The 15,962-nt window shown below is 56.5% G+C and carries 8 protein-coding genes, 3 tRNA genes and 3 rRNA genes; 10 read left to right on the top strand and 4 right to left on the bottom strand.

Going from position 1 to position 15,962, the window contains the following annotated elements; translation table 11 throughout:
• Window positions 1-467: 467 nt before the first annotated feature.
• The 6 genes from KO516_RS05430 to KO516_RS05405 all read left to right on the top strand — a co-directional run bounded on the left by KO516_RS05430 (window position 468) and on the right by KO516_RS05405 (window position 6,068).
• Window positions 468-1,929 (top strand): 16S ribosomal RNA (locus KO516_RS05430).
• A 137-nt stretch (window positions 1,930-2,066) separates the two neighbouring features.
• Window positions 2,067-2,143 (top strand) — tRNA-Ile (locus KO516_RS05425).
• 134 nt (window positions 2,144-2,277) lie between these two features.
• Window positions 2,278-2,353 (top strand) — tRNA-Ala (locus KO516_RS05420).
• A 404-nt stretch (window positions 2,354-2,757) separates the two neighbouring features.
• Window positions 2,758-5,609: ribosomal RNA gene (locus tag KO516_RS05415) — 23S ribosomal RNA — on the top strand.
• A gap of 192 nt (window positions 5,610-5,801) precedes the next feature.
• Window positions 5,802-5,916, top strand: a 5S ribosomal RNA gene (rrf, locus tag KO516_RS05410).
• The 16S, 23S and 5S rRNA genes sit together here with 3 tRNA genes alongside, the layout of an rRNA operon.
• A 75-nt stretch (window positions 5,917-5,991) precedes the next feature.
• Window positions 5,992-6,068 (top strand) — tRNA-Met (locus tag KO516_RS05405).
• Here KO516_RS05405 and KO516_RS05400 read toward each other — a convergent pair.
• The 4 genes from KO516_RS05400 to KO516_RS05385 form a co-directional block, all read right to left on the bottom strand.
• A complete protein-coding gene (locus tag KO516_RS05400) occupies window positions 6,025-7,740 on the bottom strand; it encodes a recombinase family protein (RefSeq protein WP_216002787.1) in 1,716 nt (571 codons plus the stop codon). The genes KO516_RS05405 and KO516_RS05400 overlap by 44 nt on opposite strands.
• 49 nt (window positions 7,741-7,789) lie before the next feature.
• Window positions 7,790-7,981 (bottom strand): hypothetical protein, encoded by a 192-nt coding sequence (locus KO516_RS05395; RefSeq protein WP_216002786.1) that lies wholly within the window; start codon window positions 7,979-7,981, stop codon window positions 7,790-7,792.
• Between the two features lie 187 nt (window positions 7,982-8,168).
• Window positions 8,169-8,609, bottom strand: a complete 441-nt coding sequence (locus KO516_RS05390) for a hypothetical protein (protein ID WP_216002785.1) — start codon at window positions 8,607-8,609, stop codon at window positions 8,169-8,171.
• A 55-nt stretch (window positions 8,610-8,664) separates the two neighbouring features.
• Window positions 8,665-9,162 carry a type II toxin-antitoxin system PemK/MazF family toxin gene (locus tag KO516_RS05385; protein WP_216002784.1) on the bottom strand — a complete coding sequence of 166 codons (498 nt, stop codon included), beginning with the start codon at window positions 9,160-9,162 and terminating at the stop codon, window positions 8,665-8,667.
• Window positions 9,163-9,543: 381 nt separating this feature from the next.
• Between KO516_RS05385 and KO516_RS05380 the strand changes: the two genes are divergently transcribed.
• The 4 genes from KO516_RS05380 to KO516_RS05365 all read left to right on the top strand — a co-directional run bounded on the left by KO516_RS05380 (window position 9,544) and on the right by KO516_RS05365 (window position 15,824).
• Window positions 9,544-11,568 (top strand): ATP-dependent endonuclease, encoded by a 2,025-nt coding sequence (locus KO516_RS05380; protein ID WP_216002783.1) that lies wholly within the window; start codon window positions 9,544-9,546, stop codon window positions 11,566-11,568.
• A complete protein-coding gene (locus tag KO516_RS05375) occupies window positions 11,565-13,451 on the top strand; it encodes a UvrD-helicase domain-containing protein (protein ID WP_216002782.1) in 1,887 nt (628 codons plus the stop codon). Before KO516_RS05380 ends, KO516_RS05375 begins: the two co-directional genes overlap by 4 nt.
• Before the next feature lie 503 nt (window positions 13,452-13,954).
• On the top strand, window positions 13,955-15,184 hold the full coding sequence (locus tag KO516_RS05370) for a plasmid recombination protein (RefSeq protein ID WP_216002781.1): 1,230 nt from the start codon (window positions 13,955-13,957) through the stop codon (window positions 15,182-15,184).
• Window positions 15,185-15,395: 211 nt separating this feature from the next.
• Complete coding sequence (locus tag KO516_RS05365) at window positions 15,396-15,824, top strand: hypothetical protein (protein ID WP_216002780.1); 429 nt, start codon at window positions 15,396-15,398, stop codon at window positions 15,822-15,824.
• Window positions 15,825-15,962: the final 138 nt, after the last annotated feature.

The following is a 15,962-nucleotide window of genomic DNA, read 5'->3' as shown; positions in this document are numbered from 1 at the left end:
CCGTAAAAGCCCCTTCACCGGCGGCGCTGAGGCGCAGGTCGGGGCGCTGGACGGGGCGGACGGGACGATGCGGCGGAGCTGCTGAGGTCTGGACGAAGCGGACAGCGGAACGGACTATCGAGGGGTATTGACGGGCGGCGCGCCTTGAGAAGGGCGCACGGTCTGGTTTTTGTCTCTCACGCTCTTTGACATTGATGGTATCTGAAGAGATATGCGGGCGACTTTGGTTCATTCGATGGATCAGTCTTCTGTATATCGCGCTCTTAGGAGAGTTTGATTGGGCCCTAGTGGTCTGGTTGAGTGATCCGATGATGGAGTGTCAGCTTCACTGTTTGTACGGCTTTCGGTTTCTGATGAAACCTGAAGCACAGACAAACAGAAGAAATGTTCGACAGGAATTCCTTAGCCGGGTCCTGTTGAAGATGTGCAGAGGTTCGAACGTCAAGGATAAGTTCTTCGGAACTTTTCAACTTGAGAGTTTGATCCTGGCTCAGAACGAACGCTGGCGGCAGGCCTAACACATGCAAGTCGAGCGCACCTTCGGGTGAGCGGCGGACGGGTGAGTAACGCGTGGGAATATGCCCTTCTGTACGGAATAGCCTCGGGAAACTGAGAGTAATACCGTATACGCCCTTTGGGGGAAAGATTTATCGCAGAAGGATTAGCCCGCGTTGGATTAGGTAGTTGGTGGGGTAAAGGCCTACCAAGCCTACGATCCATAGCTGGTTTGAGAGGATGATCAGCCACACTGGGACTGAGACACGGCCCAGACTCCTACGGGAGGCAGCAGTGGGGAATCTTAGACAATGGGCGCAAGCCTGATCTAGCCATGCCGCGTGAGTGATGAAGGCCTTAGGGTCGTAAAGCTCTTTCGCTGGGGAAGATAATGACTGTACCCAGTAAAGAAACCCCGGCTAACTCCGTGCCAGCAGCCGCGGTAATACGGAGGGGGTTAGCGTTGTTCGGAATTACTGGGCGTAAAGCGCGCGTAGGCGGATTGGAAAGTTGGGGGTGAAATCCCGGGGCTCAACCTCGGAACTGCCTTCAAAACTCCCAGTCTTGAGTTCGAGAGAGGTGAGTGGAACTCCGAGTGTAGAGGTGAAATTCGTAGATATTCGGAAGAACACCAGTGGCGAAGGCGGCTCACTGGCTCGATACTGACGCTGAGGTGCGAAAGTGTGGGGAGCAAACAGGATTAGATACCCTGGTAGTCCACACCGTAAACGATGAATGCCAGACGTCAGCAAGCATGCTTGTTGGTGTCACACCTAACGGATTAAGCATTCCGCCTGGGGAGTACGGTCGCAAGATTAAAACTCAAAGGAATTGACGGGGGCCCGCACAAGCGGTGGAGCATGTGGTTTAATTCGAAGCAACGCGCAGAACCTTACCAACCCTTGACATCCTCGGACCGCTGGAGAGATCCAGCTTTCTCGTAAGAGACCGAGTGACAGGTGCTGCATGGCTGTCGTCAGCTCGTGTCGTGAGATGTTCGGTTAAGTCCGGCAACGAGCGCAACCCACATCCTTAGTTGCCAGCAGTTCGGCTGGGCACTCTAGGGAAACTGCCCGTGATAAGCGGGAGGAAGGTGTGGATGACGTCAAGTCCTCATGGCCCTTACGGGTTGGGCTACACACGTGCTACAATGGCATCAACAATGGGTTAATCCCTAAAAGATGTCTCAGTTCGGATTGGGGTCTGCAACTCGACCCCATGAAGTCGGAATCGCTAGTAATCGCGTAACAGCATGACGCGGTGAATACGTTCCCGGGCCTTGTACACACCGCCCGTCACACCATGGGAGTTGGGTTTACCCGAAGGCCGTGCGCCAACCTTTCGAGGGGGCAGCGGACCACGGTGAGCTCAGCGACTGGGGTGAAGTCGTAACAAGGTAGCCGTAGGGGAACCTGCGGCTGGATCACCTCCTTTCTAAGGATGTTTCTAGCATCAAGGCGTGCCTTGGTCGTGAAACACTTAGCATGGCAGCAATCAAAGCTGCCAAAAAACGAACCGGGGTCGTCCTCATATCTCTTCAGAACACGAAACGGGCTGCCGCTCGTTAACTTGGGTCGGTAGCTCAGGTGGTTAGAGCGCACGCCTGATAAGCGTGAGGTCGGAGGTTCAAGTCCTCCTCGACCCACCAACACCCCTTCGGGGCGCTGGTGATCGCCTTCAGGCAGCCTGGATCAGACAGCACCCAGAATGGCAGCGGGTGACGCTCCCGGGACATTGCGGTTGCAATGCCCTGCCGCGCACTCCCATTTAGCGGAGCAAAATGGGGCCTTAGCTCAGCTGGGAGAGCGCCTGATTTGCATTCAGGAGGTCAGGAGTTCGATCCTCCTAGGCTCCACCACTTCATCGCCGCAAGGAGATGGCTGTCTTCGTGTACCGGACATGGCTTCGATTAGATCGATAAGCACTATCAAGTGTTTATCCGTCCAATCGGACGCATTGACATCGTATAGAGAGAAACAAATCAACATTGCTTGGTTCCCCGAAGTAGCGGGCGAACCTCTGCAGGTCTCCCAAGTGGAGAGGTGGCGCTCCGGTCTAGCCGGCTGGAAAGTCATATCCCTGCTGAAACGAGCAATCGTTGTCCAAGTAAAGTACACTAACCGGTCATTCAGTTCGCACGGATTGAATGACAATGTCCACGCTCAGGCGTGGACGGGAAAGTATGCTTTCGATCCAGTATAGGCGCCAGCGGTCGAACCAGACGCTGGCACGACAGGTTCGAACCTGTCTCTTACTGGATCGGATCAAGCGCGAGAAGGGCGTTTGGTGAATGCCTTGGCAGCAAGAGGCGATGAAGGACGTGATACTCTGCGATAAGTCCTGGGGAGCTGAGAATAAGCTTTGATCCAGGAATTTCCGAATGGGGCAACCCACCTGAAAACTCGTTGTAATTACCATCGTCGAACATCGTTCGACGGAGGTAGCCTACAGCGGGTTTAAACAGGTACTTCTTACCTGAATACATAGGGTTTGAAGAGCAAACCCGGGGAACTGAAACATCTAAGTACCCGGAGGAAAGGAAATCAATATGATACTCCCCTAGTAGCGGCGAGCGAACGGGGACCAGCCGAGCCTTGAGAGTGAATAGAATGGTCTGGAATGGCCAACCATAGTGGGTGACAGTCCCGTATATGAAGCTCGATAGGACGTATTAAGTAGGGCGGGACACGTGAAATCCTGTCTGAAGATCGGGGGACCACCCTCGAAGGCTAAGTACTCCTTGCTGACCGATAGTGAACCAGTACCGTGAGGGAAAGGTGAAAAGCACCCCGACGAGGGGAGTGAAACAGTACCTGAAACCGAACGCCTACAATCAGTCGGAGGATCTTTACGATCTGACGGCGTACCTTTTGTATAATGGGTCATCGACTTGGTCTATCTAGCAAGCTTAAGCCGTTAGGTGTAGGCGCAGCGAAAGCGAGTCTTAATAGGGCGTTGAGTTAGATGGATCAGACCCGAAACCGAGTGATCTAGGCATGACCAGGATGAAGGTAAGGTAACACTTACTGGAGGTCCGAACCCACACCTGTTGAAAAAGGTCGGGATGAGTTGTGCCTAGGGGTGAAAGGCCAATCAAACTCGGAGATAGCTGGTTCTCCGCGAAATCTATTTAGGTAGAGCGTCATCCGAATACCCCGGGGGGTAGAGCACTGGATGGGTAATGGGGCCCCACAGGCTTACTGATCCTAACCAAACTCCGAATACCCGGGAGTACTAGATGGCAGACACACGGCGGATGCTAACGTCCGTCGTGAAGAGGGAAACAACCCTGACCTACAGCTAAGGCCCCTAATTCATGGCTAAGTGGGAAAGCAGGTGGGACGACCAAAACAACCAGGAGGTTGGCTTAGAAGCAGCCATCCTTTAAAGATAGCGTAACAGCTCACTGGTCTAATTAAGTTGTCCTGCGGCGAAGATGTAACGGGGCTCAAGCCATGAGCCGAAGCTTAGGATGCCGTAAGGCATGGTAGCGGAGCGTAGTGTGACATAGACCTCATCCGTATTTGCATCTTTCGGGGTGTAATGACGGATCGAGGTTTTTCTGTGAAGCCGGCCTGTGAGGGATCCGGTGGAGAGATCACTAGCGAGAATGATGACATGAGTAGCGACAAAGAGTGTGAGAGACACTCTCGCCGAAAGTCCAAGGGTTCCTGCTTAAAGCTAATCTGAGCAGGGTAAGCCGGCCCCTAAGGCGAGGCCGAAAGGCGTAGTCGATGGGAACCAGGTTAATATTCCTGGGCCATGTGGTGGTGACGGATCTGAAACGTTGTTCTTCCTTATCGGATTGGAAGGGCAGCCAACGGGTTCCTGGAAATAGCCCCACTTTAGGACCGTACCCTAAACCGACACAGGTGGACTGGTAGAGCATACCAAGGCGCTTGAGAGAACGATGTTGAAGGAACTCGGCAAAATACCTCCGTAAGTTCGCGAGAAGGAGGCCCGGTTCCTAGGCAACTAGGGGCTGGGGGCACAAACCAGGGGGTGGCGACTGTTTACTAAAAACACAGGGCTCTGCGAAGTCGCAAGACGACGTATAGGGTCTGACGCCTGCCCGGTGCCTGAAGGTTAAAAGGAGGGGTGAGAGCTCTGAATTGAAGCCCAGGTAAACGGCGGCCGTAACTATAACGGTCCTAAGGTAGCGAAATTCCTTGTCGGGTAAGTTCCGACCTGCACGAATGGCGTAACGACTTCCCCGCTGTCTCCAACATCGACTCAGCGAAATTGAATTGCCTGTCAAGATGCAGGCTTCCCGCGGTTAGACGGAAAGACCCCGTGCACCTTTACTACAGCTTCGCACTGGCATCAGGATTGTGATGTGCAGGATAGGTGGTAGGCTTCGAAGCAGGAACGCCAGTTCCTGTGGAGCCAACAGATGAGATACCACCCTTCGCACTCTTGATGTCTAACCGCGGTCCGTTATCCGGATCCGGGACCCTGCGTGGCGGGTAGTTTGACTGGGGCGGTCGCCTCCTAAAGCGTAACGGAGGCGCGCGAAGGTTGGCTCAGAGCGGTCGGAAATCGCTCGTTGAGTGCAATGGCAAAAGCCAGCCTGACTGCAAGACTGACAAGTCGAGCAGAGACGAAAGTCGGCCATAGTGATCCGGTGGTCCCAAGTGGGAGGGCCATCGCTCAACGGATAAAAGGTACGCCGGGGATAACAGGCTGATACTGCCCAAGAGTCCATATCGACGGCAGTGTTTGGCACCTCGATGTCGGCTCATCTCATCCTGGGGCTGGAGCAGGTCCCAAGGGTATGGCTGTTCGCCATTTAAAGAGGTACGTGAGCTGGGTTTAGAACGTCGTGAGACAGTTCGGTCCCTATCTGCCGTGGGTGTAGGATACTTGAGAGGAGTTGCCCCTAGTACGAGAGGACCGGGGTGAACGATCCACTGGTGGACCAGTTGTCATGCCAATGGCAGTGCTGGGTAGCTATGATCGGACAGGATAACCGCTGAAGGCATCTAAGCGGGAAGCCCCCCTCAAAACAAGGTATCCCTGAGGGCCGTGGTAGACCACCACGTCGATAGGCCGGAGATGTAAGTGCAGCAATGCATTCAGTTGACCGGTACTAATGGCCCGATAGGCTTGATCCGATCCAGTAAAAGACAGGTTCTTTTACTCGATCCGGAAGCATACACACCAAATAGAGTACAACTCGGACAACAATGTTGATTTGCACATGACGCACCAGGATTGGATGGGTGTGGGGCCCGCGTTGTCGGCTATGCCGAAACGCTACACCCCACCTGCCGCGCCTGCGGCGCGTCATTGTGGTTCTTTCTCGGTTTGGTGGTCACAGCGCGAGCAAAACACCCGGTCCCATTCCGAACCCGGCCGTTAAGTGCCGTTGCGCCGATGGTACTGCGTCTCAAGACGTGGGAGAGTAGGTCACCGCCAAACCTAGTAAGAACCACATCTCTCTCTAAACGATCTCAGCGACAAGACGCTGCATCAAAAATCATGTAGCATAAGCGTCGCGGGATGGAGCAGCCCGGTAGCTCGTCAGGCTCATAACCTGAAGGTCGTAGGTTCAAATCCTACTCCCGCAACCAGTTTTAGCGAACAGGCCGCACCCGAAGGGGTCGCGGCCTTTTTGCTGTCCCCAAAGCTCAACAGTTCCAACAGCTTGCCACGGATCTCCAGCGTGTGGAGGTCCGATTCCTCATCCCAGGAGACGACCACCGTCTCGACCAGCGTGTGCAACTCGTCGGCCGCAGGGCCAGCCACGGCCTCGTCCGTGAGCGTCCCGACAAGATCTTCGACATGGTCCCGGTAGAGTGCGGGAATATCATCTGGCAGTTCGATTGGCGCAGGGATGAGCGTCTCGCGCTCGGCCCGGAGTGCTGTGAGTTCAGCGTCGGCCGCATTCAGACGCCTGATGACCGGGGGCGAGTAGTCGCCGTTCTCTACAGCAGCCATCATCTTGTCGTATGTCTTCTGGACCTCCCGGATGCGGGCGTCGTGTCTCTGGAGCACTTGCCCGCTTTCCTGCTCGTCAGCGCGCATCTTGGCAACGTAGCTCGCCCGGAACTGCTCGTATTCCTTCTCCTGCATCAGCCCCTCGCGCAGGCCACCGAGGATCGTCTCGGCGGCGTCGGCCTCCGAAAGACCGGGCATGCCGGTGCAGACGGCCTCGCCCTTCTCCTTGGCATTGGCACAGTAGTAGCGCCGCCTGGCGCCTTTGCCGGCCACGGTGAGGTTGCCGCCGCACTGGCCGCAGGTCAGCAGCCCCGAAAGAAGATACTTCCTCCGTCGTGCGCTCTGTGCCGCTCCGGCACCGGTCTTGCCGTCAGCTTCGGCCCGGGTGCGCGAGCTGTCGATCAGGTCTTGCCGCGCCTTGACCTTGTCCCACAATGCCTCCTCGACGATCCGCAGTTCGGGCTTCTCGGTGGTGAGCCATTCTTCCGGCGGGTTCGGCTTGGAGACACGGCGCCCGGTCTCGGGATGCTTGGAGTAGCGCTGGCGGTTCCAGACGTGCCGTCCGATGTAGAGTTCGTTGTTGAGGATCCCGGTGCCCCGTGCCCGGTGGCCGTAGATCGTATTGGCCTTCCAGTGACCGCTGCCAGCGCCGCGTCCGCGCGGGGCAGGGACCGCGGCCGCATTGAGGTCAGCCGCGATCTGTCGCGGCGACTTGCCGGCGGCGTATTCCTCGAAGATGCGCCGAACGATCGCAGCCTCTTCCGGGTCGATCCGCATGACGCTGCCGTCCGACTTTCCGTTGGTGAGAGGCAACGCTTCCGAGCGATAGCCGTAGGCGCGCCCGCCCGTGTTCTTGCCGGCCTCGACGCGGCCCACGAGGCCGCGGCGTGTCTTGTGCGAAAGTTCTTCCAGGAACAGCTGTGCGAAAGTGCCGAGGATCCCGATATCGAAGATCCCCAGCTTGCCGCGATGGAGCTGGTGCATCTCAACATCGGCGTAGTTGGCCTTCTTGTAGAAGAGCATCAACAGCTCGAGGTCGCGCGCCAGCCTGTCCAGATGTTCGAAGAGAACGACGTCGCAGCCGCCTTCCGCGATGAAGGATTGCAATGCCTCGAAGCCGGGGCGGCCGCGCGTAGCGCCGCTGATCGCCACGTCTTCGAAGACCTGCACGACGGTCCAGCCATCCTGTCGTGACGCGTGCTGACGACAGAGCCGCACTTGGTCCTCGATCGAGGTCGGGTTCTGCAGGTCGGTCGAATAGCGTGCATAGACGGCGACGCGGACGGGCTTGGCGGATTGGATCATTCGAAACCTTCAATAGGGAGCGGCCGGGCGACAGAAGCTGAGGCATTCCTCACGCGCTGTCCAGTCTCCCTCCAAACACTGAAATCCGGATGAAAATATGACGGGCGTTCCATAAATCGGCCCGAATCCACCCGCACAAGGCGACTACCGCGTCCGGAGTGTCCGCCTTCGTGTTGCCCTCCCGGGCAGTCCGCTTGGCGGCAACTTCGGCGATGAGGTCGATCAGGTTCGCGAGGGCCATGCGCTTCTCCTTCGGCTGTGGACACCGAAAACCGACAGACTGGCGAGAGCCGAGCCCTCGTGTGTGATTGACGAGCCCGTGCAGGTAGAACCTGCACGGGCTTCTCTTTGGCGGGCGCGCCGACATCTGTAGCAGCAGAAGGGTCGCCGGCGCGCCCTGACGCGGGTGTTCCGGCCCGCGTGTCTCATCAGGCGGCGGAGCGCAGCCCCTCCAGGGCCTTCTCGGCGCGCAGGATGTCGTGCACCGCCGAGAGCGTGGCGTAGAGCTCGATCAGCACCGCCAGAGCGTTCGACAGGCGATCGGCCTCCGGGGTGAGGCGTTCCTGGCCCCAGGTCTTGTAGTCGGAGACGTTCTCCGGGCTATGGTCGTAGCGGGTCTCGACATAGGTGCCCTCGGCGATCTCGGCATCGAGGACTCCGACGAGCTCGTGGAGCATCGCCAGGATGCCCTTGTCGAAGATCTTGCCCGCCCGCAGCAGCTCGGCCAGTCTCTTGGCCTCCTGCTTCGGCTTCGGCGCGACGAGGTCGAGCACGTCCTGGTCGATCCCGGTGGCCGCGGCCCGCGCCAGAGGGAAGCACGAGGCGGCCATGGCGGTGATCTCGGAGGCGGATTTGAATGGCATATCCATTGGTCTTTCCTTGTGTTGATTGAGAGGGGAGGAGCAGCGGCGAGAGCGCGGTTCCCTATTGGAAACCGCGGTCTTCGCGCGCCTGCTCTTCCTGGCGCCGTTCTTCGCGGTAGTAGGCGGCGATATCGGCTTCGGCCTGGATGCGTGCCCGGACAGCGTTCATTCGCTCCAGAAGAGGGGCATCCAGCCGACCGAGGATGTGCGGACCTTTGGTGCGTCCGTGGAAGCCGCTGTGGCTCACGTGCACGATGATGCGCCGTGCGCAGACGAACCGCGTGGGCTTCGACAGCCCGGCTGTCAGGCGTCCGGTGGACTGTTTGACGATGACCTCGTAGCCGCGGTTCGCACGTGTCTCTGCCGACGTGCCGTAGGCGATCTCGACGAAACGCTCGTTGCCCTTGGTCAGGGTGTCGAGCACCAGGCAGGGACGGCGTTTCGGTGCGCCCGGTTCTTCATCTTCCTCGGAGAGGGGGAAGCGGAACAGAACGACGTCGCCGCGCTGAAGTCCCGTCTGACCCTCCGCTGCGCAAAAGGGGTGGTGATGGTGATACAAAGTGGCCTCCTGTGGCGTGGGAAAACGACGCCAGTGGAAAAAGCCAAACCAAAAGGCTTCAGCTCAGCTGCGCGTCAAAACAAACGCGCGGCTGAGCTGAAGCCGATAAACTGGGAGGGCGCCGAGAGGGTGTCCCTCTCGGCAAAATCAGCCCGGGAGGATTGGATACCAAAGAAACCCAGCTGGGGAGAGAAATAGAGCCATGCTCGAAACTGGCGGCGTCACAAAAAAGGGCGCCGAAGCCGCCCGTTGCGGGAATGCACTCGGCCAACAATGCCACCGCGACCCCTAACGTTACCGTCGAGAAAAATACCAAGGCGGTCTACCAAACAAAGGCCAGCTGGTGTACTCCTGTTTGAGTTCGCTTCTTGGGTTCAATCAATGTACATAAAAGAACTACGTCTGAAGAATTTCCGTTGCTTTGGCGACCACGAAGAGATCATTAGTCTTGGGCCGGAGATGACGGCTTTCATTGGTGACAACGGCAGCGGAAAAACGACAGTAATAAGAGCCCTTCAAAGGCTCTTCGGTGGAACCGCCAGTGAACGAAGTTTGCGACGTGATGATGTTCACTTCGGCGCTGGCGAAGTTCCTGGACCTGTCGCCCAAAGCGCAGACTCCCAGGATATTCCCGCTGTCTCCAGTCGGGAAATATACATTGAGGCAATACTAGATTTTCCTGAATTGACCGACGCCACGGAAGGGGGTTCCGGAACTGGGCTTGATGTCTCGGTTGAAACTTTTCATGCAATGTCATGCGCCGGGCCAGGAGCACCTCTTCAGGCTAGAATTAGGCTTGAAGCCAACTGGGAATTCGGAATCGACGAAGATGATATTGATCAAAGGGTATACTGGGTCACCACCACTGAAGAGGTTCCCTTTGGCGACGACGATATAGCTAAGATCCCAATGTCGACAGCGCAACGAAGGCGGATCCAGTTAAAGTACCTACCTGCGACGCGAAACAACTCTGCCGTAGTGAAAAGCGCGATGAAAGAGCTTCTTGTTTGGCTTGAGAGATTTGGAGACCTCAGCTCTGGAAAGCAGCAGCTTGAAATGCAGAGAGCCGATCTGCAAAAGGTTTTTGACGAACTTCCTGCTGTGAATGGCGTAGTGAGCGAATTGACCAAAAATTGGGGAAAGCTTTTCAAAGGGGAGCTCTATTCAGAAGCGAAACTCAGCATACTAGCTCAAGAAATTCATAAGGCTCTTCGCGACCTCACTTTAAAGTTGAGCCCAACGGAATCAGGCACAGAATATGCGATCGAAGATCTGAGTGAGGGTCAAGCATCACTTTTGTATATTTCTATCATTGCTAGCATCATTCAGCTTAATGAGCGACATATAGGGAGGTCAGTTGATGGATATCGCGATGTCCCAGAGTTAAAGCCATGGCTAACGATCATCGCGCTCGAAGAGCCCGAGAATCATCTCTCGCCATTTTATCTCTCCCGCATGATAGCTCTGATGTCCTCTATGTGTGCTGGTGACGGTGCAATGGGGATATTGACGACACATTCCTCGGGGGCAATTGGAAGAGTCGAGCCGGAAAATATTCGTCACATGCGGCACGATGAGAAAAGTCGGATTTCATATTCCAATATTATTGGTCTCCCCGCGACGATTGAAGAGAAGTACAAATACATTTACGAGGCAGTTCGTTCAAATCCTGAGCTGTATTTCGCAAGGCTCGTCGTCCTGGGTGAGGGCCGATCCGAAGAAATAGTGCTTCCACGACTCGCAAGGGCATTTCATCCGGATTTAGATTTGGATCCGGCGTTTGTTGCATTCGTTCCTTTGGGCGGTCGCCATGTCAACCATTTCTGGAAGCTCCTAAATGATTTAAACATTCCTCACGTGACGTTGTTGGATTACGACTTGGGGCGCTATAACGCAGGGCGTCTGCGGCTCAAGTATGCGTCAGATCAGCTATCTTCGTTTGGAGTTAATCCTCCCTACGAGAAGCCCAAAGATGCCAACGCGTGGAGAGCCTTGGGTGAAGCTGACTTGAGAAAATGGTATGCTTGGGTGAGAGCCAACGGGGTGCATTTTTCCCTCCCACTCGATCTCGACATGATGATGCTGAAGGCGTTTCCCGAACAGTATCGATCGATTTCAGGCGTCAAAGATGCCTCCGAGCTCAATGCAAGTGATTTTGTAGAGAGTGTGTTCGGAAAGGCTGGGAATGGCCTCGCTGATTATCCTAAGAGTAAACCAACAGCCGCGGAGCTGGCGATCTACGATGACCTATTCAAGAAAGGAAGTAAGCCAATAGCCCATATCGAAGCGTTGGCCTCGCTGACTGACGCGGAGCTAAAAGCCAAATGCCCCATGCCGCTTCAGAAGCTTTTCAAAGACTGCGCTGCGCGTCTCGGGATTGAGCTTAACCCGGTGGCGTCAAAATGAGGTTCATTTCGGCAGATGTTTGGTGTCCAAGCGACGGCGTGCAGCTTGATAAAGACAGCTTAGATGTCGTGCGTAGTTCGGTTTCTCAAGCTGTGCAAGCGGGGCCAGGAGCTGGAAAAACAGAACTCTTAGCACAGCGGGCCGCATTCCTGTTACAGACAAATACCTGTCCCGCGCCAAAGAAAATTCTGGCTATAAGCTTTAAGCGTGATGCCGCCAAGAACTTGCGGGAGCGCGTAGCAAAGAGGGTGGGGCTAGAGCTTTCTGAACGTTTCGATTCCCATACCTTTGACGCGTTTGCGAAAGGAATTTTGGATCGCTTCCGAGAAGGTTTGCCGGACTGGATCCAACCTAACCGCAACTATGAAGTTGCTTTTCCGGACTGGCGGGTGTGGAAGGAATTCGGCGATAGACCAAATTTGGCAGAGCCTTTTAGTAAAGAGACCTTTCATCAAGATGTGGTCAAAAATGGTCACGCTTACCTAGGCACAGCGCCCTCACCCTTCCCAATAACGCGACCGGTCCCAACTTCTGCCGTTGAAGCAATGACGCTTGGGTGGTGGGATAATCAACTCTCAAGAGAGCCTCAGACGCTGACCTTTGATATGGTCAAAACCCTTGCGCTAACGATTATTTATCACAACCCGATAATCAAGAATGCTTTCCTAAACAGTTACTCTCACGTGTTTCTAGATGAGTTTCAAGACACAACCTTGCCGCAGTATTCCATGCTGAAAGAAATCTTTGCTGGGTCTCATTCAATTTTGACTGCGGTAGGTGACAACAAGCAGCTGATTATGACGTTTGCGGGCGCAACCAATGAAAGATTCCGCCAATTTTCGAGCGACTTTGGGGCCCAAGATGTGGCTTTGGCATCTAATTTCAGGTCTAATCAGAGAATTGTCGACGTTGTGAACTCTATGGCAAAATCTATCGAGCCTGACTCCATAGCTGTCAAGTGCGCAAAATCGGTAGACGAGCTGCCTGAAGTGTCAGACGGTATAATCCAATTCCGAAGCGATGATGATGAACGCAAGGGTCTGGCCGAATTCATCTCTCGTGAGGTCAAGAGTGGAAAATTGAGAGCGGACGATTTTATTGTTTTGGTAAGGCAGAAGGCGGATGATCACGAAAATGATGGTTTAAGGGCCGCCTTCGAACGTGAGGGCCTAACTCTTAGAAACGAAGCGAGGAGCATCGGTGAGTCCGGCATTGCGCTACAAGATTTGTCTTCTGAACCTTTAGCCGAGGCCGTTATTCTATTCATTCAAGTGGCAACCGGTGATCGCCGACGCCGCGCCTATCCCGACTTAATTCAGCTGATGTCCAACTCGCATGGTTCGATGAGTGAGCAAAGTGCGGAGCAGTTTGGACTGGAACGCACACTGAGAAAGGCAACGAAGGCTTTCGAGGATTTTGTTGCATCATCTGACAAGTCCTTCTCATGGGGTGCCTTGGTAGACTTAATCACTGCACAGCTGGGAGAGGACAAACTGCGAAGGTTGGCTCAAGAGTATAAAAACCCTGCACGTGTTGCCAAAATAAAGTCCGGCATTGCGGCATTTCTTGATGAGTGTTCGAATGGCTCTGCAAGCTGGCAGGATCTTGTCGATAGGTATCAAGGTGCTGGCCAAGTCCGGTTGATGACAGTGCATAAGAGTAAGGGCTTAGAGGCGCATACGATAATATTTTTCTCACTAAAGGATAGTTCATTTTACTATAGGGCCAATATGGATGAGGAGGCCTTGGCATTTTTCGTTGCTGTCTCCCGGGCGGAGCAACGGGTATTTTTTACGAAGGGTGTGGGGCAGATAAAGAAATTGAAGCCCCTTTATGAACTGCTTTCGCAAGCCGGCGTTCCGGAAATCCAAGCGTTTCCGTGAAGCTAAACGTTTCTTGCAGATCGAAATGAATTTTGCGCAGGTAGCGAAAGTCTGCATGCCTCAGGAAGGGACTTCAGAACCTGCGCGGGAAATGATGACGCTCCAAATAGCGTTTTCGTCTCTAGCGCGTGCCGCTTTGCGTTATCGGTAGCGGCCATGGGGTGCAGGGGCGTGGCGAACGGCCCCTGCGAGCAGGCGGGGGTTCGGGGGAGGAGTGCGGAACGACGCTCCCCCGGGAGCAGGGGTTGCAAGGGGAGTGCGGAACGATGACCTTGCCGCCCTCCGCGCAGGAGTGCCCGCCGCACAGGCGCCCCCGGCGGGCGGGGTTCCGGGGCAGCGCCCCCGGCGAGCGGGTAGACCGAACGGAGGTGCCAACGGCGCCGGAGTGCGGTCTACTTAGTGAGTAATGACCCGACACATCCGTTCGCGGCTGCGTCTGGTCGATTTCTCCGGTGCGGGAAAACATCAACCCATTTTCTGACCTCAACGTTTGGAGGTCAGACATGGCAAGCACGAAACACCCGGTGGTCCTGCGGTTCGAGGGCATGGACCCAAGCGATATCGGCGGCTACGAGGCACACCGCTATCGAAAGGGCGGCGATCTCGGGCACATCGACCGGAACAAGCCGAAGCCCCGTCGGCTGATCGGCTCCGAAACCTGGGCGGAAGAGGCCCGGGCCGAGATCGAGCTGATGAAGGTCGAGACCTACGCGGCCGAACTCGAGGATCTTGACCGGCGGAACCGGCGCAAGGATCTCGAAAAGCGGCGGTTCGAAGGGCCCCGGGATCCTTGGCGGGCGTCGCGCCACGGACCGATGCGTGAACTGATCCTCACCGCCAACAAGGACTGGTTCGACCAGACCGAGAGCAGCGACGTCGAGTTCAGCACTTCCCAAGAGGAGCTGTTCGAGGAGCGCGCCGTCGCCTGGCTGCGCGACAACTTCGGCGACGATGTCATCCATGCCCGCGCCGATCTCGACGAGCAGGCCTATCATATCCACGCTGTCATCATGCCGCGCGCGACCGTCAGGAAATACGGGACCGAGTGCCGTGTTCTGCAGCCCTCGATCCACCCGCTCATCAAGGACTACGAGGCCGCGCAGGACAGCGTCGGCGAATGGTTCAGCGAAATCGGCCTGGTGCGCGGCGAAAAACGCAAGCAGGCCATCCGCGACGCGCTGAACGACGGTCGGACGCCGCCGATCAACCCGCGGCATGTCCGACCCGCAGAGTGGCGCGCGAAGGAGGAAAAGCGTCTCGCCGAGAAGGCCGCTGATGTCGAGACCCGCGAGCGCGACGTCGCCGAACGCGAGGACGATGCGGCATCCGTCCTGGCCTTTGCCGACGCGGTGGCGGCGGGCGAGATCGACACTGACGGGCGCCCGGCCAAGAGCGTTAAGGCAAACCAGAACCCCCAAACGCAACCTCCACTCAAGAAGGCAACTCTCGGTTTCGCCGCCGCGCGCAACGCCTTCCGGGCAGCTGCAAAGCGGCTCGGTGCGAGGGCCGAGCAGAAGGCGCGTCGTGAGGCCCAAGAGCACATCGCGTCCGAGGTCGCGGAGATCAGGGCCGCGGATGAAATCATCCTCGAGATTGCCCGCGCGTTCCCGCAAGCCCAGCGGGAGCGGATCGCGCAGATCCGGCGAACGCTGACTGCGAAAATCATGGCGCTCGATCCGCGTGCGAAGGGGCGTTCGAAGGGGCCGAACTCCCGGTCCGGGGAGCCGCAGTGACTGCGCTCAGGCACGGGTTCTTTCACCAGAAAGGTCGTATCAAGAAAGAAGTTACGCTTTTTCAGTCGTTTGGCTTGGAAGGTGCAATTTTCCCGTTTCCGTCCGCTAAAGCGCAAAAATCTGCGACTCCACATTATGCGCAAGCCGGATGCGGCGGGCGGCAAACCCAAGGCTCCGGTGACATCGCAACCGCAAAATCGGAGTATCCCAAATGAAGAAATCGCTGTCCCAGAAACCCGCTCGCAAGCCCCGTTCGTCGCAGTTCGAGATGACCCCCGCCATGCAGGCTCGCATGCAGAAGGCGATGGTCTCGATCGGCAACATCGCCGACAAGCAGGCCCGCAAGGACGACAAGATCCAGCGCGAGGCCCGGCTGGCCATTGCCGAGACCTTCGATGCCTGGCTCGACTGGCTGGAGGAAACCGCGCCCGAGCAGGTCGAAGAAGTCTTCTTCGAGCTCGGCTGCTTCGCCACCGCCACCAACCGCCGCCGAATGTTCAAACACGCCAAGGCGCCGGAAGGCGTCGCAGAGCGCGCGCAGGAGCAGGTCGATCAGTGGAAGGCCGAGGAGGAGGCCGCCAAAGCCGCCGCAGCTGAAGAGGCGCGAGGCAAGGCCGACGCCAGCGAAAGCCACATGTGATCGCACCGCCCCGCGCGCAGAAAGCGCGCGGAGGGCCAGATCACCGTCTTACCTGCGAAATCGTTCGCCAAAGACCAAATCCAGCTCCCGCAACCAATACTAATTTACTAACCTGACTTGAGTGAACCGCCCCGGTTT

The sequence above is a fragment of the Citreicella sp. C3M06 genome (assembly GCF_018860705.1).
Classification (GTDB): Bacteria; Pseudomonadota; Alphaproteobacteria; order Rhodobacterales; family Rhodobacteraceae; genus Salipiger.
This window is presented reverse-complemented; position numbering and strand designations above follow the sequence as displayed.